Source organism: Massilia sp. BKSP1R2A-1, from assembly GCF_050586525.1.
Classification (GTDB): Bacteria; Pseudomonadota; Gammaproteobacteria; order Burkholderiales; family Burkholderiaceae_D; genus Telluria.
Map to the genome: position 1 here is coordinate 55,000 of NZ_JBOBRE010000020.1, position 19,227 is coordinate 74,226.

The window sequence follows — 19,227 nt, forward strand, 5'->3', positions numbered from 1 at the left end:
AGAAGAACATGGCAATCAACAGTCCTACCTACGATCCGGCCAGCACGGCTGCCGCCCTCGCGGACAAGTACATTTCCGGCGCGCGCCAGGTCCTCGACGCCCGTACCGACCGGGCCGACGCCACCAGCAAAGGGCTGCGCGACCTGAGCTCGGCGCTCAGCGCCTACCAGAGCGCGCTGAGCAGCCTGACCGGCCTGAACAAGACCATGTTCGCCCAGTCGGCCGCGTTCAGCGACACCAGCGTCGGCACCGCCACCGCCACCGCCGCGGCGGCAGCGGGCAGCTATTCCTTCTTCGTCGAGAAGCTCGCGACCGCCAACCAGGTGTCCTATAGCAACCTGCCAAGCAGCCCGGCCGCGGCCGGCGGCAAGCTGGTCGTGCGCTCCAGCTCCGCATCGTTCGAGATCGACATCACCGGCGCGGACGCCGACCATGACAATACGGTGACGGTGCGCGAACTGGCCGCCGCCATCAATGGCGCGAGCAGCAACTCGCTGGCCTCGGCTTCGGTCGTGACCGTCGGCGGCGTCCAGCAGCTGATGCTGACCTCGAAGAACACCGGCGTCGCCAACGCCGTGACGCTCGACGCCTCGCTGGTCGGCGACGCCGCCCTGAAGACCGCCTTGACCACGCCCGCCAACGTGAAGACCGTGAGCGCGGCGCAGGATGCCGTCGTCTGGCTCGGCGCCCAGACCACCGGCACCAGGATCGAGCAGGCGACCAACACCTTCAACGTCATCGACGGCGTCAAGATGACCTTCACGAAGACCACCACGACGCCCGTCACGCTCACCGTCGCCGCGGACAGCGGCGCGACCACCGCGAACGTGCAGTCCTTCGTCGACGCCTACAACAAGCTCAAGACCGCGCTCGATACCATGATCGCCCCGGGCGACGCGGCCAAGGGCGTGGCGGCCGGCTCGCTCTCGGGCGACAGCGGCATCGTCGCGCTGCGCGACCGATTGATCAGCATCCTGCGTCCGGTCGGCGCCGACAGCCTGGCCAACTACGGCATCACCGCCAACCGCCAGGGCACGCTGTCGGTCGACGCGACCCGCCTGACCAAGGCGCTGGCCACCAAGCCGGCCGGCCTGGACGCCATCATCGGCACCTCGGCCGGTTCCACGCCCACCGGCCTGGCGGGCAAGCTCGACGCCTACCTGAAGACGTGGACCAATGCCAGCACCGGACAAATCAAGAGCCGCCGCGAAGCGGTCGATAAAACCCAGGTAGAACTCACCTCGCGCCAGAGCCTGCTCGACAAGCAGTACGACACGGCCTACCAGCGCTACCTGCTGCAATTCACCCAGCTGCAGGCGATGCAGAGCCAGATGTCGAGCAACAGCTCGATGTTCGATGCGCTCTTCGCCAGCGACAAAGACTAAGAGAACCCACGATGTCCTACCAAGAAGCCTACGGCAGCTACCACGCCGTGAACCTGGACGCGCAGACCTCGCGCGCCTCGCCGGTCGAGCTGGTCCTGCTGCTCACCGACGGCCTGCTCGACGAGCTGGCGCGCGCCCGCGCCCACATCGTTGCCCGCCGCTTCGAAGCCAAGGCGGCCAGCATCGACAAATGCGTCGAGATCATCAACGGCCTGTCGAGCTCCCTGGACCTCGACCAGGGCGGCGAGACGGTCGCCAACCTGGCGCGCATCTACGACTTCTGCGCCCAGCACCTGAACGGCGCCGGGATCAAGATGGAACCGGCCATGGTCGACGAGGTCATCCGCATCCTGAGCACCATCCGCGACGGCTGGAAAGGCGTCCAGGAGCGCAATGGATAGGACCGCCGCCATCGACCGCCTGTCGGCCGTGCTGAAGGATGCCGGCGAGCGCGCGGACTGGGAGCTGCTCGGCCGCGCCGCGGGCGAGCTCGGTCCCCAGCTGCAGCGCCTCGCCGCCGGCCGGGCCTGGAGCGCCGGCGAGCGCGCCGCCCTCGGCCGCCTGCGCGGCGTGCACGACGGCGCCGCCGCGCAGGTCGCGGCCGCGGGCGAGCGCCTGCAGGCCCAGATGGAGCACATGCGCAGCAACAAGGAAGGCTGGATGGCCTATGCCCTCGCAGGCGAAACCGAAACCGGTAACACCCAATGAATATCACCATGAATAGCGCGATGAGCGTCACCCTGCCCGCGTCAAACGACCCGGCGGCGAATAACGCCACGCCCGCGGACGGCCTGCCCCTGGACCCGGCGCTGGCCGGCGCCCAGGCGGCCGCCAATCCGCTGGCCTTCCTCCAGTTCCTGCAGCTGGATGCGGCTGTGCCGGCAGTCGATGCCGCGGCGCCGCAAGTCGCCGAAGCGCAGCCGCAAGCCGCGGCCGCCGGCGAGGAGCCTGTCGCACCCGAGGCGGCGCCCGAAGCCGTGGTGGACCAGACCCTGCTCGCCGCATTGAGCATGCCGCTGATGCCGTCGATGATGGCGATGCCGGCCGCCCTGCCCGCCGCCGTGCGCGCCAGCGCCGGCATGCAGGAGCAGTCGCGCGCGTCCGACGCTGCGCCGCTCGCCGCCGCGGCCGCCGCGCCGGTCGAGCTGCCGCTGGCCGCGCTGGCCCGCCCGGCCGCCCCGGCCGAGCAGCTGCAGCAGGCCGCCGTGCCGGCACAGACGGGCGAGGCCGCACAGCCCGCGCGCGCCGCGGCCCCGCAGGCGCCGGTCGCCATGGCCGCCGCTGCGAGCCAGCCGGCGCCAGCGCAGGGCGAGAGCGCAGGCAGCGAGGTGCAGGCCGCGAACACGGGCGCCTTCGGCGTCGCCGCTCCCCAGCCTGGCGCAGCGCCGCGCGAGTCTTCCACTCTGGCCCTGTCCGGTCCGCCGACCGCATGGCGCCAGACCCTGCAGGAAGCGCTGGGCGAGCGCCTGAACCTCCAGATCGGCAAGAACGCCGAGCAGGCCGTGATCCGCCTCGAGCCGCCGATGCTGGGCCGGGTCGAGATCTCGATCCGCCACGCCGCCGGCAGCCTGGAAGTGAACATCACCGCGACCCACGGCGAAGTGCTGCGCCAGCTGAACACGGTCAGCGAGAACCTGCGCAACGACCTGGCCGGCCGCCAGTACAGCGACGTCTCGGTGAACGTGAGCCAGGCGCCGCGCGCCCAGGCGATGGCACAGTCCGGCGCCGGCCTGAATGCCGATGCCCAGGGCGGCCGCGGACGCCAGCAGGAGCAGCAGCAGGATCAGCAAGCCCGGCAGCCCGGCGCCGCGCTGCTTGAAGCCCATCAACCCAATACCGCGTTCTCCCTGAGCGGACGCGCATGACCCGTCGACCATGAACAGCAAAGTCAAACTCCTCGCCGCTTTTGCCGCCGTCGCCATCCTCGCCGCCGGCGCCGCCGGTGGCGCGATGTGGTACCTCGCCCCTGCGCAGCATGGCGCCGGCAAGGCCGATGCCGAAGCGCCGAAAAAGGCCGAAGCGGAAAAGAAGCCGACCAAGTACGTCACCCTCGACAAGGTGATCGTGATGCTGCGCCGCGCGCCGAACGAGGCTGCTGCCCATTACCTGTCGGTCGACCTGGTGCTGGCCACCACGGTCGAGCAGGAAAAGGAAGCCAAGGAACACCTGCCGCTGCTGCGCAGCATCGTGCTCTCCTCGCTGTCGCCGCTCACGCTCTCGGAAGCGAACGCGATGACCGTGGACCAGTACGCCGCCACGCTGAACAAGACCTTCGACGCCAGCTATGCCAAGGAGAACCACATCAAGCCGTTTTCCGAAGTCATGATCGGCAAGCTGATCATCGAGTAATCCCACGCACGCGGAGACCTTCGTGGCCTATCTAGCCGATTACGCCGATTCCAGCGCCAGCCATCTCTACGGGGAAGCGCCCGCCAACGCGGGCATGACGCCTGGCGAGGAGCAGCGCCACCTGGTGGCCTATGCGCCGCTGGTCAAGCGCATCGTGCGCCAGCTGAACTCGCAGGTGTCGGGCGCCGTGTCGCGCGAGGACATGGAGCAGATCGGCCTCATGGGCCTGCTGGAAGCGCTGCGCCGCTACGGCACGCCCGACAACGGCTTCGGCAGCTACGCCAGCCTGCGGGTGCGCGGCGCCATCCTCGACGAGCTGCGCCGCCAGGACTGGCGTCCGCGCGCGGTGCGCCAGGACAGCCACCGCGTGCGCGACGAGCTGCGCGCCCTCACCCGCAAGCTGGGCCGCGAGCCGACCGAGAAAGAGGCCGCCGCCGCCCTGGGCGTGACGGCGGAAGAATTCCGCCAGCACGTGCTGGACGACTGCGCCGAAGAGATGCTCAGCTTCGACGAAGTGCTGCAGGAAGCCACCGACCATGCGCACAGCGCGCCGAGCCCGGAGGAATCCTACCTGGTGCGGCGCAGCCTGGAGCAGGTGCTGGGCAGCCTGAACGAAAAAGAGCAGCGCGTGATCCAGATGATCTACGAGTTCGAACTGAGCTACAAGGAAATCGCCGCCGTGCTCGACCTGTCCGACGCGCGCGTCTGCCAGTTGAATAAAAGCGCGCTGGCAAAAATGAAGGCTGCGCTGCAGCGCACCTAATATCAAGAAGAGAGGCTTACGTCATGCAGCAATTACTCGGTATCGCCATCGTGCTCGGGTGCGTCTTCGGGGGCTTCACCCTGATGGGCGGCACCTTTTCCGCGATCTTCCACCCGGTCGAACTCCTGATCATCGGCGGCGCCGCGGTCGGGGCCCTGGTGCTGGGCAACCCGAAGCACGTGCTGGGCGAGATGGCCCACCAGCTCAAGAAGGTCGCCGCGCGCAAGAAACACGACTCGGAATTCCAGCGCCAGCTGCTGCTCCTGATGTACGAACTGCTGCAGACCGCCGCCGGCGGCCTGAAGGCCCTGGACGCCCACGTCGAGGCGCCGTCGGAAAGCCCGATGTTCCAGCGCTACCCGCGCATCCTGGAAGAGCCGAAGCTGCTGGCTTTCATCGTCGACAACTTCCGTCTGATGGCCATGGGCAAGATCAACGCCCACGAACTCGAAGGCGTGCTGGAACAGGAACTGGAAGCCATCCATGAAGAACTGACCCAGCCGGCGAAGTCGCTGCAGAAGATCGCGGAAGCGATGCCGGGCTTCGGCATCCTGGCCGCGGTGCTGGGCATCGTGATGGCCATGTTCTCGGTCTCGGGCGGCGCGGATTCGGGCGAGATCGCCGAGAAGATCGGCGCGGCCATGGTCGGCACCTTCATCGGTATCTTCTTCTGCTACGGCCTGCTGGAACCGCTGGCCAACCTGATGAAGCAGTCGGTTAATTCCGAAGCCTCGACCATGGAAACCGTGAAGGTGGTGCTGTGCACCCACGTGGCCGGCAAACCCGCCCTGCTGGCGATCGACGCCGGCCGCCGCCTGATCCAGCTGAACACCAAGCCCAGCTTCGCCCAGCTGGAGCAATGGATCAATGCCATGGGCGGCGAAGACGAATCGCAGAACAAGCGGCGCCGCGGTAGCGACCGCATGGCGGGCTGATCGTGTCGAATACCAAAGACAAGCACCACGAAGCGACCATCGTCAAGCGCGGCGGCGGCAAGCACGCGCACGACGAGCACGGCGGCGCCTGGAAAGTCGCCTTCGCCGACTTCTGCCTCGCTCTGATGGCACTCTTTCTCGTTCTGTGGCTGATTGCCTCACGAGAACAACAGAACCTCAAGAAAATCGTGCGCGACGCGACCGACAGCGGTATGCTCGAGGGTATGGGCCACAAGCCGGCCGTCGCCGCGGAGCCGAGCGGCAGCATGATCGAACGCTTCCAGCTGCCGACCGCCGGCAGCAAGGGCAACAACGATCCGGGCGCGCCGAGCCAGCCGCGGGTCGCCTACGAGTCGCCGTCCGAACTGGCGGCGCTGTCGAAAGCGCTGGGCGAGATGAGCCAGGAGGCCGGCCTTGCCGCCAACCTGGACACCGTGGTCACTCCCTACGGCCTGCGCGTGATGCTGCACGATACCGAGCGCCAGGGCATGTTCATGCGCGGCAGCGCCCTGCCCACCGGCCGCTTCGTGAAACTGCTGCGCAAGATGGGACCGCTGTTCGCCCAGATGGAAAACCAGATGCTGATCGTCGGCCACACCGACTCCTCCCGCTTCGCCGGCTCCGACAAGGGCGGCTACTCGAACTGGGCGCTGTCGACCGACCGCGCGCTGTCCGCCCGCGCCGAGCTGCTGGGCGGCGGCATGCGCGGCGAGACCGTGCTGCAGGTGGTCGGCATGGCGGAACGCGCACCGATCGACGCGCAGGAGCCGCTGGCGGGGGTGAACCGCCGCATCGAACTCCTGATCCTGACGACGAAGCAGTCGCGCGCGGTGGCCGGCATGTTCGGCAAGCCCGGCGCCACCAGCCCGCTCGGCAAGGAAGCCTCCGTGGGCATGCCGGACGCGGAAGAACTCGAGAAGCTGCGCGGCCAATTGCCGAACTAATCATGACCGTTCAATCGAAATCCCGAGGTACCCGCATGAAGATCTCCGGCGCATCCGCACCAGTGTCCACCGTGAGCATCGGCAGCCAGACCGTGGCCGCGCCGGCGCCAGCCCCGGCGGCGTCGGCGGCCGCGCCCGCCCTCCAGTCGGAAGTGCTGCAGCCGGCCGCCAAGGCCCTGGCTGCCCTGCCCGATTTCGACGCGGCCCGCGTGGCCGAGCTGCGCGAGCTGCTCGCCAAGGGCGAGCTGCCGTTCGACGCGGGCCGGCTGGCCGGCCTGATCGAGCGCTTCCACGGAGGCCGGGGATGAGCCGCATGACCCGCCAGCAGGCGCAGACCCTGCTGGCCGATGGCGTCCAGGCCGACGTGCGCGACAGCGCCGAAGTCCTGGCCCTGCTCGAGCGCCAGTTCGAGGCCGCCCTGCGCCACCGCAGCAGCGAGCTGACCCAGCTGGCCGAAGCCCTCACGCCCCTGCTGGACGCCATGGAAGCGCGGCGCCAGCAACGCGTCTCGCTGGTGCGCGCCCTGCTGGGTCCGGACGGCACCATGGCCGGCTACATCGCGACCCTGCCCTCCCAGGCCGAGGCCGCGTTCAGCGCCGCCTGGTCCGACCTGGAGCGCACCGTGCAGGCCTGCAAGGAAGCGAGCACCCGCAACGGCAGCCTGCTGGCCGAACAATTCACGGTGATGCAGCGCGTGCTGCACGGAGAGGATGGCATCTATGCGCCACGCTGATTTCACGACGCCGGCCCTGAGCCCGACGGCGCCGACCGCCGCCACCCGCCCTACCGCGGCCATCGGCGGCGGCAGCGGATTCGGCAGCATGTTCAGCGAAGTGCAGGGAGAAGTCGCCGCCTATATCCAGAACGGCGACGGTGAGGCCGGCAGCGGCGCCGCGGCCTTGACGGCCGAAGGCGCCATGTGGCGCGCCCGCGCCAACGGCTTGATCAGCGGCGAGACCGAGGTCGACGCAGCTGCTTCCCTTGGGGGCGGCGGCGCCTCCACGCCGGAACAGCAGGCTTTCCTGGAAAGCATTGCTCCTTTCGCCAGGGAAGCCGCCGACCAGCTCGGCGTGGCGCCGGAACTGGTATCCGCCCATGCGGCCCTGGAATCGGGCTGGGGAAAGCAACCCCTGAAGAACGGCAGCGGCGCCAGCAGCCACAACCTGTTCGGCATCAAGGCCGGCAGCAACTGGGAAGGCGCCGTGAACGAATCGGCGACCACCGAATACGTGGGCGGCGCTGCGATCAAGACCCGCGAGCGCTTCCGTTCCTACCCGGACGCGGGCGCGGCCTTCCGCGACTACGCCCAGATGCTGATCGAGAATCCGCGCTACAAGGGCGCCCTGAACGTGGGCAGCGATGCCCAGGCCTTCGCCCGCGGCCTGGCGCGCGGCGGCTACGCTACCGACCCGGCCTACGCCAGCAAGCTGGCGAAGCTGGCCACCAGGCTGCAGGGTTCGGACAATTAATCAAGCATCAGCGGCGGTTCGGCTGCGGCAGGTCGAGCGGTTCGACCGTGCCGGCGCCGGCCACGCGCATGCGCACCACCTGCCCGCTCGTCGCGTTGCGCACCCGCACCACGGCGCCGTTCGCGCCGGCGTCCAGCGCCTCGCCGGCCATGCTGACCTCGATGCCCTCGATGCGCGCCACCATCTGCACCTGGTCGCCGCGCTTGACCATCAGCGGCGCCGTCAGCTGGCCGGAACGCAGGATCTCGCCGGCGCGCAGGCTGCGCCGGCTGGTCTGGCCCAGCGCCAGCTCCGGCGCACCGATCGCATCGCCGACCAGGGTGACGTCGCGGCGCTCAAGGGTGACGTGTTCGTCGCCGATCGTTTCGTTCGGCCGGATCGGCGCCGCGGCCACGGCCACCACCGCCGACACGCGGGCGCGCACCGTGAAGTCCTGGCGCCAGCCCTGCGCACCCTTGGCCGCGGGACAGCGCGCCAGGAAGCGCATGCGGGCCAACTGGCGGGTGTCGAGGGCCTCGACCTCGACCGGCACGCCGCAAGGCGGAGCGGGACGCGCACTGAGCACGTTCAGCTCGACTTGCGGTTCCGACAAGCCGCTGCTTAGCAGTTGTTTGTCGATTTGTCCACGAGCAGCTTGTTCTATCGCCAAAGAAATAGGTTGAGCGGCCTCGCTTGTGGCACAGAAAAGACAGGTTACAATGGCAGAGGTTGCCGTACGGAAAGCAATCATTGTTAAATAGAGGGTCGATAAGCACCCATTTTATCGAAACATCCGCAGTTCACCGACAGAGGATCGAGAATGACGATTAATTTCAAGGACGCCCTGGGCGTGCACGCCGACGCGCTGCAGCTGCGCGCGGAACGCACGCGCGTACTGGCTGCCAATATCGCCAACGAGAGCACGCCCGGTTATACCGCGCGCGACATCGACTTCGCTTCGGCACTGCAGGAGCAGATCGCGCTTGACGCGGGTGAACCGACCATTTCCAGCGACGGCCCGCTCTACCGCGTGCCCTTCCACCCGAGCGCTGACGGCAACACCGTCGAAATCGGCGTCGAGCAGGCCGCGTTCTCGCAGAACGCTTCCGACTTCCAGACCAGCCTCACCTTCATCAATATGAAGCTGCGCGGCCTGGCCAAAGCAATCAACGGGCAGTAACGGGAACTGAGCATGGGCTTCAAGGACATTTCAAATATCGCCGGCTCGGCGATGGCGGCGCAGACCGTGCGCCTGAACACGATCGCCAGCAACCTGGCCAATGCCAATGCCGTGGCCGGCTCGGAAACCGAGGGCTACCGCGCACGCAAGCCGGTGTTCGCCTCGGTGATGGGCGAGGACGGCGGCGCGCGCGTGCAGGTGCTGGACGTGGTCCAGTCGAGCGAGCCGCTGCGCAAGATGTACGAACCGGACAACCCCGTGGCCGACGCCGACGGCATGGTCTATTACGCCAACGTCAATGAAGTGGCCGAGATGGCGGACATGATGGCCGCCTCGCGCGCTTTCGAGACCAATGTCGAGGTGATGGGCCGCATCAAGAACATGCAGGCGTCCCTGCTGAAGCTGGGCGAGGGCTGATTCCATGGCTACCACGACCAACGCCACCAACGCCTTCGGCTTCCCGACCTCGAACGCTTCGAGCGACGCGGTCGCCGGCAACGGCACCGGCGTCGCCACCAGCGACAACAAGGACATGTTCACCAAGCTGCTGGTGGCCCAGATCCGCAACCAGGACCCGCTCGCCCCGTCGGACCCGAGCCAGTTCGTGAACCAGCTCTCCCAGCTCTCGCAGACCGAGGCGCTGGAGAACCTGGCCAAGACCACCAGCGCCAGCGCCAGCGTGCTGCAGAGCATCCAGGTGCTGGCCATGGGCGCCCAGGTCGGCAACGACGTCTCGGTCGAGACCAGCCGCGTGCGCCTGGGCGGCGACAAGATCTCCGGCACTATCCAGCTGTCCGGCAGCAGTACCGCGACCAGCCTGGTCCTGCTCGATGCCGGCGGCAGGGAAACCCGCATCAGCCTGCCCTCCCATGGCGCCGGCGCCCTGCCCTTCACCATCGATCCGGCCACGCTCGGTCTGGCGCCGGGCAACTACAGCATCAAGGCCGAAGCATCGGACGGCAGCAAACCGGCGGTCGAAGTCACGGCCCGCCTCGAAAGCGTGCGCATGGCCGCGACGGGCGGCGTCGTGCTGCAGGTCGCAGGCATCGGCGAAGTCGACCCATTCGCCGTGACTGGCTTCAACGGCAAGGCCAACGCCCTGGCCGCTAACTGAAAGGACTATTCATGAGCTTCAATATCGCACTGTCGGGCATCCAGGCCATCAACGAGCAGCTGGAAGCCGTCTCGAACAACATCGCCAACGCCGGCACCTACGGCTTCAAGAGCAGCCGCGCCAACTTCGCCTCGGTCTACGCCGGCGACAGCGCCAACGGCGTCGAAGTGGCGTCGCTGACCCAGAACATCGCCCAGAACGGCGGCCTGATCAACACCGGCCGCAGCATGGACGCCATGATCCAGGGCCGCGGTTTCTTCACCAGCCGCGACGCCCAGGGCGTGATGCAGTACACCCGCGTCGGCATCTTCTCGGCCAACAAGGACGGCTACCTGGTCGACGCCGCCGGTCGCAACGTGCAGGGCTACGGCCCGACCGTGGGCGGCGCACAGGGCGTCATGGGCGACATCAAGATCCCGACCGGCCAGATCCCGGCCGTCGCGACCACCAAGGTCGCCTATGTCGGCAACCTGTCCTACGACTGGACCCCGCCGAGCGTCGCCACCTTCAACAAGGCCGACGACAAGAGCTACAACATGGTGAAGCAGTCGGTCGTCTACGATTCCGTCGGCACCCAGCACACCCTGTCGCAGTACTTCGTCAAGGCCGCCACCCCGGCCAACACGGTCAATGTCTACTATTCCCTCGACGGCGGCGCCGCGAGCACGACCCCGAAGGCGCTGACCTTCGACACCAAGGGCCAACTGCCCGCAGGCACCAGCACGACCCTGAACTACACGCCGGCCACCGGCGTGGATCCGATCAGCTTCACGCTCTCCTACGACGGCACCACCCACGTGGCCGGCGAAGCGACCAACACCACCAACAGCAGCGACGGCTATGCCTCGGGCAGCTTCGTGGGCGTGGAACTGGCCCAGGACGGCTCGGTCGTCGCCAAGTACAGCAACGAACAGCGCCAGGTCGTCGGCACCCTGGCGATTGCCACCTTCCCGGACGAAGGCAGCCTGGTCCCGACCAGCGACACCAGCTGGGTCGCCAACAACACCTCCGGCGCGCCGCTGTACAGCGCCCCGGGCGTCGGCCTGGCCGGCAAGCTGTCGACCGGCACCCTGGAAGGCTCGAACGTCGACATCACCTCGGAACTCGTGGGCCTGATGACCTCGCAGCGCAACTACCAGGCGAACTCGAAGGTCATCACCACCGAGAACCAGATGATGCAGGCCCTGATGCAGGCCCTGTAAGGCCTGAGCCACCATCATGGATAAACTGATCTTCACGGCAGTCAGCGGCGCCGAGCGCACCCTGCGCTCGCAGCAGGTGCACGCCAACAACCTGGCCAACGCCGACACCGCGGGCTTCCGCGCCAACCTCGAGGTGGCCGCCACCCAGGCCATGCAGAACGGCTACGGCTACGACAGCATGCACCTGGCCAAGACCCAGGCCGACACCATCTCGACCCGCGCCGGCGCGGTGCGCGAGACCGGCCGTCCGCTCGACGTCGCCATCAGCGGCGCCGGCTACCTGGCGGTGCAGTACGGCGAGGCCGAGGCCTATACCCGCGCCGGCGCGATCGACATCGACGCCAATGGCGCGCTGTCGGTGAACGGCCATCCCCTGATGGGCGAAGGCGGCCCGATCGTCCTGCCGCCGCACCAGGCGGTGGAGATCGGCAGCGACGGCACGATTTCCGTGCTGACCGAAGGCGCGACCCTGATGCAGCCGGTCGACAAGCTGCGCCTGGTGAATGCCGAAGGCGCGGAACTGACCAAGAACGAGGCTGGCCTGATCGTCTCGCGCGACGGCAACCCGCTCGAGGCGGATCCGAACGTCGCCGTGCGCGGCCGCGCCCTGGAGGGCAGCAATGTGTCGGCGATCGAAGAGATGGTCGCCGTGATGAGCCTGAACCGCAGCTTCGAGATGCAGATGAAGATGTTCAAGGCCAGCGACAGCATGAACGAGGCGGGCAACCGTCTCATCGGCGCGTAAGCCGCCACATACCTAAGGAATAATCATGAATCCAGCAATGTGGATCAGCAAGACCGGCGTGCAGGCACAGGATGCCAAGCTGCAGGCGATCGCCAACAACCTGGCCAACGTCAACACCGTCGGCTTCAAGCGCGACCGCGTCGTCTTCGAAGACCTGTTCTATCAGGTCGACGCCCAGCCGGGCGCCCAGAGCGCGGACAACGTCGTCTCGAACGGCGTCCAGCTCGGTAACGGCACCCGCGTGGTCGGCACCCAGAAGGTCTTCACCAACGGCAATATGCAGACCACCAGCCAGGCGCTGGACGTCGCCATCAACGGCGCCGGCTTCCTGCAGGTGCGCCGCCCGAACGGCGAACCGGCCTTCACCCGCGCCGGCCAGCTGCAGGTCGATTCGAACGGCACCCTGACCAATGCCCAGGGCCTGCCGATCGTGCCGCAGATCACCGTGCCGCAGAACGCCACCGCCATTACCATCGGCGAAAACGGCATGGTCTCGGCCACCGTTTCCGGTTCCACCACCCCGACCGAACTGGGCCAGCTGACGCTCACCAGCTTCGTCAACCCGGCCGGCCTGCTGGCCCTGGGCGAGAACCTGTTCAGCGAAACCGCCGCTTCCGGCACCGCCAACGAAGGCCGTCCGGGCGACGGCGCCCTCGGCAAGCTCAAGCAGGGCGCGCTGGAAGGCTCGAACGTGCAGGTGGTCGAAGAGATGGTCGACATGATCGCGGCCCAGCGCACCTACGAGATGAACACCAAGGTGCTGTCGGCGGCCGACAATATGCTCCAGTACCTGGCACAGGCTGCACGCTGAATGAAACTCCTGATCGCGGCGCTCTGCGCCTCCATCCTGGCTGGCTGCGCATCCGCGCCGCCGCGCCAGGTCTCGAACGACGACGACTTCGTGCCGATGGCGCGCAGCACGTCGCGCGGCGTCTCGGGCGGCGTCTTCACGGGTGAAACCGTGTCGCTGACCTCGGACAGCCGTGCCTACCGCGTGGGCGACGCGGTCACCGTAATCCTGCAAGAAACCACCCAGGCCAGCAAGCGCGCCGGCACCAGCTTCTCGAAAGGCTCCTCGGTCGGCGTGTCGCCGATCGCGGCCCTCGGCAAGACCTTCGGCAAGACCGCGATCGACATCTCGGCCGACCGCAGCTTCGAAGGCGACGCCACCAGCACCCAGCAGAACGCCCTGTCGGGCGCGCTGACCGTGATCGTGCAGGAAGTGCTGCCCAATGGCCTGCTGCGCGTGGCCGGCGAGAAGAACCTGACCCTGAACCAGGGCGAGGAATTCGTGCGCCTGAAGGGTTTCGTGCGCGCCCAGGACATCGACAACGACAACCAGGTGTCCTCGCTGCGCGTGGCCAATGCCCGCATCGCCTACTCGGGCAAGGGCGCCCTGGCCGAGAGCAACCAGCCCGGCTGGCTGACCCGCTTCTTTACCGGCCCCCTGATGCCGTTCTGAGGACACGATGATCCATTCTCTACGCGCATCGCGCGCCCTTCGCACCGTGGTGTGCGCGCTGGTGATGGCGGCCACCGCCCTGCCCGGCGTCGCATCCGCCGCCCAGGCGCTGCGCAATCTCGTCAGCGTCGAAGGCGTGCGCGAGAACCCGCTGGTGGGCTACGGCCTGGTCGTCGGCCTGAACGGCAGCGGCGACTCGACCCAGGTGAAGTACGCCAGCCAGTCGGTCGTCAACATGCTCAAGCAGTTCGGCGTGCGCCTGCCGGAAGGCGAGGACGCCAAGAACAAGAACGTGGCCGCCGTCATGGTCTCGGCCGTGTTCCCGCCGGGCTACCGCCGCGGCCAGGCGATCGACGTCACCGTGTCCTCGCTGGGCGACGCGAAGAGCCTGCGCGGCGGCACCCTGCTGCTCACGCAGCTGCGCGCGGCCGACAACGACGTCTATGCGCTGGCCCAGGGCAACCTGGTGGTCGGCGGCCTGAACGCCACGGGCAAGAGCGGTTCCTCGGTCACGGTCAACACCCCGACCACCGGCCGCATCCCGAACGGCGCCATGATCGAGCGCGAGATCCCCACCGATTTCGCCACCCGTCCGCAAGTGATGCTGCGCCTGCGCCAGCCGCATTTCGAGACCGCCACCAATGTGGTCAATGCGATCAACGCGAAATACGGCCCGATCGCCACCACCGCCGACGGCACCAGCGTCGAAGTCATCGCGCCGGAAAATCCGACCGAGCGCGTGGCCTTCATGGCGAAACTGAACAACCTGCAGGTCAATGCCGGCCTTGAGGTGCCAAAAGTCGTCTTCAACTCGCGTACCGGGACGGTGGTCATCGCCGACGGCCTGCGCGTGAAGGCGGCGGCCGTCACCCACGGCTCGCTGAAGGTCATCATCTCGGAGAGCTCGCGCGTCTCCCAGCCCGGCCCCTTCTCGCGCGGCCAGACCGCGGTGACGCCGGAATCGAAGCTGTCGGTGGACCAGGGCTCGGGCCAGATGTTCAACTGGCCGGCCGGCGCCAAGCTGCAGACCATCATCGACGTGGTCAACAGCCTGGGCGCCTCGCCCGACGACATCATGGCGATCCTGCAGGCCCTGGACCAGGCCGGCGCGATCGAAGGCGAACTGGTGGTGATCTGATGAAAATCGAACAGAACCAGCCCCTGCCGCTGCAGCCCGGGCTCGATGCGCCGGTCGCGGCTGCCGCCGACCAGCCGGATCCCGTAGCGACGGACCGGGCCTACGTGGCGAAAGCTACCAAGGCGGCCGTCGAATTCGAGCGCTTCTTCATCTCGAACATGCTCAAGGAGATGCGCTCCTCGACCCGCGCCATGGCCGCCGAGGACAGCGTCTTCAACAACCGCATCAACCAGGACATGCAGGGCATGGCCGACGACCTGCTCGCCGGGAACATGGCCGGCAACCGCGCCTTCGGCATCGCCGACGCCATCCTGCGTCAACTCGTCCCGGGTGCGAAACCAGGAAACAAAACTTAATAAGCAGCAATAAACGGTCGCCTTTACATGGTGAACCCTGCCACAAGGAAGAATCCACACCATGGCCATCATCAATAACGCACTGTCGGGCGCCCTCGCTGCCCAGGTGGCGCTGAGCGTCAGCAGCCAGAACGTCGCCAACCTGCAGACCAAGGGATATACCCGCCAGGCCGCCCTGCTCGCCGCCATCGGCCCGGGCACCGATCCGCGCGCGGCCGGCAATGGCGTGGAGGTCAGCTCGCTCCTGCGTTTCTCGGACGGTTACAAGAGCCAGGCCATGTGGCGCGCCGCCTCGGACCTGGGTGCGCGCTCGCAGATCCAGCCCTACCTGAGCCAGCTCGAGAGCGTGATGGGCGACGAGACCGCCAGCCTGTCGGCCGGCATCGACCAGTTCTTCGGCGCCATGAACGCGGTGGGTGGCGATCCTGGTCCGACTCCGCTGCGCCAGCAGGTGCTGAATGCGGCCAGCCTGATGGCCGAGCGCTTCAACGGCCTGAACAATGTCTTCAACGCCCAGCTGCAGTCGGTGCGCACCCAGCGCAGCGCGATCGTCGATTCCGCCAACGCCCAGATCGCCACGATCGCGCGCCTGAACCGGCAGATCAGCGAAACCCAGGCCACCGGCCAGAGCGCCTCGACCATGATCGACGCGCGCGACCAGGCGATCGACGACCTGGCCAGCAAGATGGCGGTGGAAGTCTCGGACAACGCGGACGGCACCCGTAACGTCTCGCTCAAGACCGGCCAGGCACTGGTGCTGGGCAATCTGCATGGCACCCTGAAGGCGGCGCCGACCGCGACCAACCCGCAGGAATTCACGCTCACCTTCGCCAGCACGACCTATGTGCTCGACGCGGCCAAGCTGGGCGGCCAGCTGGGTGGCCTGACCAAATACGAAACCGAGCAGCTCCTGCCGCTGCAGAAGGACATCGACGACATCGCGCGCCAGATCGCCGACAAGGTCAACACCCAGCTCGGCGCCGGCTTCAAGCCGGACGGCAGCGCCGGCACCCCGCTGTTCGTCTACACTCCGGGCAGCAACGCCGACATGCTGAAGGTCACCGCCGGCTTCCTGGACGCCGACCTGGCGTTCTCGAGCGACGGCACCCCGGGCGATACCGGCAACCTGCAGAAGCTGGCCGCCATCAAGACCCAGCCGATCAAGGTCGGCTCGATCGGCACCGTGCTGTTGAGCGACGCCGACACCCAGCTGGTCGGCAAGCTGGGCGTGGACAGCCAGCTCAACAAGGCCGCCCTGAAGACCTCGCAGACCGTGCGCACCCAGTCCGTGGACGACTGGCAGTCGACCAGCGGCGTGAACCAGGACGAGGAAGCCGTCAACCTCATCGAGTACCAGAACATGTACCAGGCGAACATGAAAGTCATTTCGGTCGCCAACCAGCTCTTCGACGCCACCCTGGCCATGATGGGCTAAAGGACAGCCATGCGTATCGCCACCACCCAATACCAGTCGACGATGAACCAGTCGCTCCAGACCAACCAGGAGCGCATCAGCTACATCACCCAGCAGCTGGCCACCAACAAGCGCATCCTCGTGCCTTCGGACGATCCGGTCGACAGCGTGCGCCTGGCGCGCCTGTCGCGCGAGGAAGCTGCGGTGAAGCAATACCGCGCCAACATCGCCGCCATCGAGATCCGCCTGAGCAAGACCGAAGGCTACCTGAGCAATATGAGCACGGAGATGATCGCCGGCCGCGACACCATCGTCTGGGCCTCGGACGGCGGCAATGCGCCGGACGACCTGAAAGCCATGGTCAGCCCGCTCGAGTCGCTGCGCGACAGCCTGCTCTACACCGCCAACACGATCGACCCCGAAGGCAATTACATCTTCGCCGGCACGCTCACCAAGACCAAGCCGATGGTGTACGATCCGACTGCTCCCCTCGGTTCGCGCTACACTTACGCCGGTAACACCAACAAGCAGGAAGTGATGGTCGGCGACGGCATTACCCAGGCCGGCAACACCGACCTGAAAGGCCTCGAAAAGCTGCTCAACCAGCTCGACGCCAGCATCGAAGCGATCAAGGTCCCGGGCGCTTCGCCCAACGACCCGGTTGTGCGCGCGGTGCTGACCGCCAACCTGGACGGTTTCGACGAAGCCCTCAAGCTGGTCAGCAGCAAGGTCGCGACGATCGGCGGTTCGCAGAACATCATGAAGACGCTCGACGCCAACCACGCCAACATCAGCCTGTCGAACAAGATGGCCGTCGCCGACATCGGCGCGCTCGACGTCGGCGAAGCCGCCACCTCGCTCAACGGCTATTCCACGGCCCTGCAGGCAACGTATAAAGCGTATAGCCGCATCGGCACCATGTCCCTGTTCTCGGTCCTGTAATCGTTCGCCATGGAAGCAGCCCTTCGTCCCAGCAATCCCGCCGCCACTCCGGTCGGCAACCCGGCCGCCGCCGGCGCGACTGCCGCCGCGGCGCGCGCCACGGCGGTTCGTCCCGCCGATCCCGACAGCCGCGTCGTCACCCCGGTCGCCCCTTCGGGCGCGCCGCTGCAGCGAGGGATCCGCTGGGATACCAGCCTGCAAGGCGATGTCGCGCGTGCACAACAGGCACTCGACTACCTGCAGCGCGTGGCCTCCCAGCTCGAAGCCCTGAAAGCCGACCTGAGCGCCAAGATCGCCGGCCGCCGCGACCCTGCGCGCCAGATCGAAGCGCGCGCCCAGCAGCTCAGCAGCGCCCTTGCCGCGCGCAGCAAGCAGGGCGGCGGCGGCATCGATGCCCAGCTCGATTTCCGCAGCGCCGAACCGGCGCGCACCCGCTTTCGCATCCGCGGCTTCGACGTCGCCACGCTGCAGGACGGCGGCCAGCAGACCTATGCCTTCTCGGTCGGCAGCGCCGGCGGCCCGAACCTGACCGCCACCATCGAGCCGGGCATGACCCCTGAAGAGATCGCGGGGCGCCTGAACCGCACGCTCATGCCGGTCAAGGTGCAGGTCTTGCTCGACAGCGAACAGCAACTGGTGTTCAGCGCACCGGAAAGCGAATGGGTCGGCATCAAGGATGCGATCGCGATTTCCGGCCGCGGCCGCGTGGACACGGCCGAAGAGCCTCCCGTCATCGCCCCTGAAGAATGGAATATCGGTAACCCGGATGCGCTGCGCGAGAGCCTGCGCGAAGTGATGCAGGCCCTGGCGCGGGTGCGCCGCTCGCAGGATGCCGCCAGTGCGGCGCTCAGTGCGGCCATGGCGCGCACGGCGCAGCCGGCGATTCCGGAAGCCGAACTGCAGGCCATCACCGGCGACTTCGCCGCCACCGCCGCGAGCCACGACTACCAGTCGCTGCTGGCGATCACCTCGGCGCTCGTCGGCGTCAGCCGCGACCGGGTGCAGGCGCTGCTCGGCCTGCGCTGATCTGTTCCAGATAAAAAAACCCTCCCGCGCCAGGCGCCGGAGGGTTTTTTGTCAGCTTTTAAACGATCAGAAGCCGTACTTCACACCGGCGCTCCACACGTTCGCGCTGGCGCCAAAGTCCTTGGTCTTGCCGTAGCGCTCGTATTCCGCCACCAGAGCGGTATTCTGGTTCAGCTTGTATTCAACGCCCAGTGCGCCATAGCCGCTGGTGTCGTCGTTCTTGAAGCGCTGGCCGATGTTGTTCGTCATCTTGCGCTCGTTATGCGACACGCCGACCTTGCCATACACGCCGACCTGCTCGTTCACCGGAACGGTGTACTTGGCGGCCACATACGTGCCATAGCCTTCGGTGCTGCCACGCGGACCGACGTCGGTCTTGTGGTGGTTGGTCCAGCCTGCTTCAACACCGAGCTGCTCATTGAATTTGTAGCCCCCGAACAATTTGCCATCAGCCTTGTTCGAATCCAGGGTGGCGTTCTTCGAGGTCGCCGCGGCCGCGCCGACATAGGCCTTGCCAGTGTCCTGGGCTTGAGCGGCGCCTGCGACGGCGGCGGTAGCGATCAGTGCAATCATCAGCTTTTTCATACGAATTCCTTTCAAAGTGCTTGAACTGTGTCGCAATTCACAACGAATCGCGTTGTAGTCACAATAGCATCCCGCCACGGTCGAGCCCAAGGGTGCGGGCTGTAAGAACTGTAACAAGATGAAAAATAAGGACCAGACCGGCACTTATGTTCGCTGGATGACCGACGATATGGGTTCAGACCTCTGATCCAACGTATTTCGGGGCATAAAAAAGGCGCTGTCACCGTTGCCTGTTGGGT

Annotated in this window: 25 protein-coding genes; 23 read left to right on the forward strand and 2 right to left on the reverse strand. The window is 67.1% G+C overall.

From position 1 onward, the window contains the following. Window positions 1-8 precede the first annotated feature (8 nt). From fliD to ACQ7JA_RS23555, 11 genes are read left to right on the forward strand one after another with little or no spacing between them, the layout of a single operon-like run. A complete protein-coding gene (gene fliD, locus ACQ7JA_RS23505) occupies window positions 9-1,385 on the forward strand; it encodes a flagellar filament capping protein FliD (protein ID WP_430902125.1) in 1,377 nt (458 codons plus the stop codon). 11 nt (window positions 1,386-1,396) lie between these two features. Continuing rightward, window positions 1,397-1,786 carry a flagellar export chaperone FliS gene (gene fliS / locus ACQ7JA_RS23510; RefSeq protein WP_430902126.1) on the forward strand — a complete coding sequence of 130 codons (390 nt, stop codon included), beginning with the start codon at window positions 1,397-1,399 and terminating at the stop codon, window positions 1,784-1,786. Continuing rightward, complete coding sequence (locus tag ACQ7JA_RS23515) at window positions 1,779-2,093, forward strand: hypothetical protein (RefSeq protein ID WP_430902127.1); 315 nt, start codon at window positions 1,779-1,781, stop codon at window positions 2,091-2,093. Before fliS ends, ACQ7JA_RS23515 begins: the two co-directional genes overlap by 8 nt. A gap of 8 nt (window positions 2,094-2,101) precedes the next feature. Beyond that, entirely contained in the window at window positions 2,102-3,250 is a 1,149-nt protein-coding gene (locus ACQ7JA_RS23520) for a flagellar hook-length control protein FliK (protein WP_430902128.1), read from the forward strand. 10 nt (window positions 3,251-3,260) lie between these two features. Next, window positions 3,261-3,734, forward strand: a complete 474-nt coding sequence (locus ACQ7JA_RS23525; protein WP_430902129.1) for a flagellar basal body-associated FliL family protein — start codon at window positions 3,261-3,263, stop codon at window positions 3,732-3,734. Window positions 3,735-3,756: 22 nt separating this feature from the next. Beyond that, entirely contained in the window at window positions 3,757-4,497 is a 741-nt protein-coding gene (locus tag ACQ7JA_RS23530) for a FliA/WhiG family RNA polymerase sigma factor (RefSeq protein WP_430902130.1), read from the forward strand. A gap of 23 nt (window positions 4,498-4,520) precedes the next feature. Next, a complete protein-coding gene (gene motA / locus ACQ7JA_RS23535; protein ID WP_430902131.1) occupies window positions 4,521-5,432 on the forward strand; it encodes a flagellar motor stator protein MotA in 912 nt (303 codons plus the stop codon). Window positions 5,433-5,434: 2 nt separating this feature from the next. Continuing rightward, the gene (locus tag ACQ7JA_RS23540; protein WP_430902132.1) at window positions 5,435-6,376 is read left to right on the forward strand and encodes a flagellar motor protein MotB; all 942 of its coding nucleotides are present in this window, start codon (window positions 5,435-5,437) and stop codon (window positions 6,374-6,376) included. A 35-nt stretch (window positions 6,377-6,411) separates the two neighbouring features. Continuing rightward, entirely contained in the window at window positions 6,412-6,684 is a 273-nt protein-coding gene (gene flgM, locus ACQ7JA_RS23545; RefSeq protein ID WP_430902133.1) for a flagellar biosynthesis anti-sigma factor FlgM, read from the forward strand. Next, on the forward strand, window positions 6,681-7,109 hold the full coding sequence (gene flgN / locus ACQ7JA_RS23550; protein ID WP_430902134.1) for a flagellar export chaperone FlgN: 429 nt from the start codon (window positions 6,681-6,683) through the stop codon (window positions 7,107-7,109). The genes flgM and flgN overlap by 4 nt, the downstream gene beginning before the upstream one ends. Then, window positions 7,096-7,845 (forward strand): glycoside hydrolase family 73 protein, encoded by a 750-nt coding sequence (locus ACQ7JA_RS23555; protein WP_430902135.1) that lies wholly within the window; start codon window positions 7,096-7,098, stop codon window positions 7,843-7,845. Before flgN ends, ACQ7JA_RS23555 begins: the two co-directional genes overlap by 14 nt. A gap of 7 nt (window positions 7,846-7,852) precedes the next feature. Here the strand turns inward: ACQ7JA_RS23555 and flgA are convergent, their stop codons facing one another. Beyond that, window positions 7,853-8,437 (reverse strand): flagellar basal body P-ring formation chaperone FlgA, encoded by a 585-nt coding sequence (flgA, locus tag ACQ7JA_RS23560; protein WP_430902136.1) that lies wholly within the window; start codon window positions 8,435-8,437, stop codon window positions 7,853-7,855. A 207-nt stretch (window positions 8,438-8,644) separates the two neighbouring features. Here flgA and ACQ7JA_RS23565 point away from each other — a divergent pair, with 207 nt between their 5' ends. From ACQ7JA_RS23565 to ACQ7JA_RS23620, 12 genes are all read left to right on the forward strand, one after another. Next, complete coding sequence (locus tag ACQ7JA_RS23565; protein ID WP_430902137.1) at window positions 8,645-9,004, forward strand: flagellar basal body protein; 360 nt, start codon at window positions 8,645-8,647, stop codon at window positions 9,002-9,004. 12 nt (window positions 9,005-9,016) lie between these two features. Continuing rightward, window positions 9,017-9,421, forward strand: coding sequence for a flagellar basal body rod protein FlgC (flgC, locus tag ACQ7JA_RS23570; protein ID WP_258828071.1), 405 nt, complete (start codon window positions 9,017-9,019; stop codon window positions 9,419-9,421). Between the two features lie 4 nt (window positions 9,422-9,425). Further along, window positions 9,426-10,118 (forward strand): flagellar hook capping FlgD N-terminal domain-containing protein, encoded by a 693-nt coding sequence (locus tag ACQ7JA_RS23575; RefSeq protein ID WP_430902138.1) that lies wholly within the window; start codon window positions 9,426-9,428, stop codon window positions 10,116-10,118. A gap of 11 nt (window positions 10,119-10,129) precedes the next feature. Then, on the forward strand, window positions 10,130-11,320 hold the full coding sequence (locus ACQ7JA_RS23580) for a flagellar hook protein FlgE (protein ID WP_430902139.1): 1,191 nt from the start codon (window positions 10,130-10,132) through the stop codon (window positions 11,318-11,320). Window positions 11,321-11,336: 16 nt separating this feature from the next. Beyond that, window positions 11,337-12,065 carry a flagellar basal body rod protein FlgF gene (locus ACQ7JA_RS23585; protein ID WP_430902140.1) on the forward strand — a complete coding sequence of 243 codons (729 nt, stop codon included), beginning with the start codon at window positions 11,337-11,339 and terminating at the stop codon, window positions 12,063-12,065. A gap of 25 nt (window positions 12,066-12,090) precedes the next feature. Then, window positions 12,091-12,876, forward strand: coding sequence for a flagellar basal-body rod protein FlgG (flgG, locus tag ACQ7JA_RS23590; protein WP_430902141.1), 786 nt, complete (start codon window positions 12,091-12,093; stop codon window positions 12,874-12,876). Continuing rightward, entirely contained in the window at window positions 12,877-13,527 is a 651-nt protein-coding gene (gene flgH, locus ACQ7JA_RS23595) for a flagellar basal body L-ring protein FlgH (protein ID WP_430902142.1), read from the forward strand. It begins immediately after the preceding gene. 64 nt (window positions 13,528-13,591) lie between these two features. Next, entirely contained in the window at window positions 13,592-14,665 is a 1,074-nt protein-coding gene (locus ACQ7JA_RS23600; RefSeq protein ID WP_430902149.1) for a flagellar basal body P-ring protein FlgI, read from the forward strand. After that, complete coding sequence (locus ACQ7JA_RS23605; protein ID WP_430902143.1) at window positions 14,665-15,021, forward strand: rod-binding protein; 357 nt, start codon at window positions 14,665-14,667, stop codon at window positions 15,019-15,021. Before ACQ7JA_RS23600 ends, ACQ7JA_RS23605 begins: the two co-directional genes overlap by 1 nt. A gap of 61 nt (window positions 15,022-15,082) precedes the next feature. Beyond that, the gene (gene flgK / locus ACQ7JA_RS23610; RefSeq protein ID WP_430902144.1) at window positions 15,083-16,456 is read left to right on the forward strand and encodes a flagellar hook-associated protein FlgK; all 1,374 of its coding nucleotides are present in this window, start codon (window positions 15,083-15,085) and stop codon (window positions 16,454-16,456) included. Between the two features lie 9 nt (window positions 16,457-16,465). Then, a complete protein-coding gene (gene flgL / locus ACQ7JA_RS23615) occupies window positions 16,466-17,377 on the forward strand; it encodes a flagellar hook-associated protein FlgL (protein WP_430902145.1) in 912 nt (303 codons plus the stop codon). Window positions 17,378-17,386: 9 nt separating this feature from the next. Next, a complete protein-coding gene (locus tag ACQ7JA_RS23620; RefSeq protein WP_430902146.1) occupies window positions 17,387-18,403 on the forward strand; it encodes a hypothetical protein in 1,017 nt (338 codons plus the stop codon). Between the two features lie 66 nt (window positions 18,404-18,469). Here the strand turns inward: ACQ7JA_RS23620 and ACQ7JA_RS23625 are convergent, their stop codons facing one another. Then, the gene (locus ACQ7JA_RS23625; RefSeq protein WP_430902147.1) at window positions 18,470-18,988 is read right to left on the reverse strand and encodes a porin family protein; all 519 of its coding nucleotides are present in this window, start codon (window positions 18,986-18,988) and stop codon (window positions 18,470-18,472) included. Between the last annotated feature and the right edge of the window lie 239 nt (window positions 18,989-19,227).

Coding starts and splice junctions, on each gene's coding strand:
- ACQ7JA_RS23515 (WP_430902127.1), top strand. CDS start 1,779: ATGGATAGGACCGCCGCCATCGACCGCCTGTCGGCCGTGCTGAAGGAT.
- fliS (WP_430902126.1), top strand. CDS start 1,397: ATGTCCTACCAAGAAGCCTACGGCAGCTACCACGCCGTGAACCTGGAC.
- flgN (WP_430902134.1), top strand. CDS start 6,681: ATGAGCCGCATGACCCGCCAGCAGGCGCAGACCCTGCTGGCCGATGGC.
- ACQ7JA_RS23585 (WP_430902140.1), top strand. CDS start 11,337: ATGGATAAACTGATCTTCACGGCAGTCAGCGGCGCCGAGCGCACCCTG.
- flgC (WP_258828071.1), top strand. CDS start 9,017: ATGGGCTTCAAGGACATTTCAAATATCGCCGGCTCGGCGATGGCGGCG.
- ACQ7JA_RS23520 (WP_430902128.1), top strand. CDS start 2,102: ATGAATAGCGCGATGAGCGTCACCCTGCCCGCGTCAAACGACCCGGCG.
- flgL (WP_430902145.1), top strand. CDS start 16,466: ATGCGTATCGCCACCACCCAATACCAGTCGACGATGAACCAGTCGCTC.
- ACQ7JA_RS23620 (WP_430902146.1), top strand. CDS start 17,387: ATGGAAGCAGCCCTTCGTCCCAGCAATCCCGCCGCCACTCCGGTCGGC.
- ACQ7JA_RS23580 (WP_430902139.1), top strand. CDS start 10,130: ATGAGCTTCAATATCGCACTGTCGGGCATCCAGGCCATCAACGAGCAG.
- fliD (WP_430902125.1), top strand. CDS start 9: ATGGCAATCAACAGTCCTACCTACGATCCGGCCAGCACGGCTGCCGCC.
- flgH (WP_430902142.1), top strand. CDS start 12,877: ATGAAACTCCTGATCGCGGCGCTCTGCGCCTCCATCCTGGCTGGCTGC.
- motA (WP_430902131.1), top strand. CDS start 4,521: ATGCAGCAATTACTCGGTATCGCCATCGTGCTCGGGTGCGTCTTCGGG.
- ACQ7JA_RS23605 (WP_430902143.1), top strand. CDS start 14,665: ATGAAAATCGAACAGAACCAGCCCCTGCCGCTGCAGCCCGGGCTCGAT.
- flgM (WP_430902133.1), top strand. CDS start 6,412: ATGAAGATCTCCGGCGCATCCGCACCAGTGTCCACCGTGAGCATCGGC.
- ACQ7JA_RS23575 (WP_430902138.1), top strand. CDS start 9,426: ATGGCTACCACGACCAACGCCACCAACGCCTTCGGCTTCCCGACCTCG.
- ACQ7JA_RS23565 (WP_430902137.1), top strand. CDS start 8,645: ATGACGATTAATTTCAAGGACGCCCTGGGCGTGCACGCCGACGCGCTG.
- flgK (WP_430902144.1), top strand. CDS start 15,083: ATGGCCATCATCAATAACGCACTGTCGGGCGCCCTCGCTGCCCAGGTG.
- ACQ7JA_RS23555 (WP_430902135.1), top strand. CDS start 7,096: ATGCGCCACGCTGATTTCACGACGCCGGCCCTGAGCCCGACGGCGCCG.
- ACQ7JA_RS23525 (WP_430902129.1), top strand. CDS start 3,261: ATGAACAGCAAAGTCAAACTCCTCGCCGCTTTTGCCGCCGTCGCCATC.
- ACQ7JA_RS23625 (WP_430902147.1), bottom strand. CDS start 18,988: ATGAAAAAGCTGATGATTGCACTGATCGCTACCGCCGCCGTCGCAGGC.
- flgG (WP_430902141.1), top strand. CDS start 12,091: ATGAATCCAGCAATGTGGATCAGCAAGACCGGCGTGCAGGCACAGGAT.
- ACQ7JA_RS23600 (WP_430902149.1), top strand. CDS start 13,592: ATGGCGGCCACCGCCCTGCCCGGCGTCGCATCCGCCGCCCAGGCGCTG.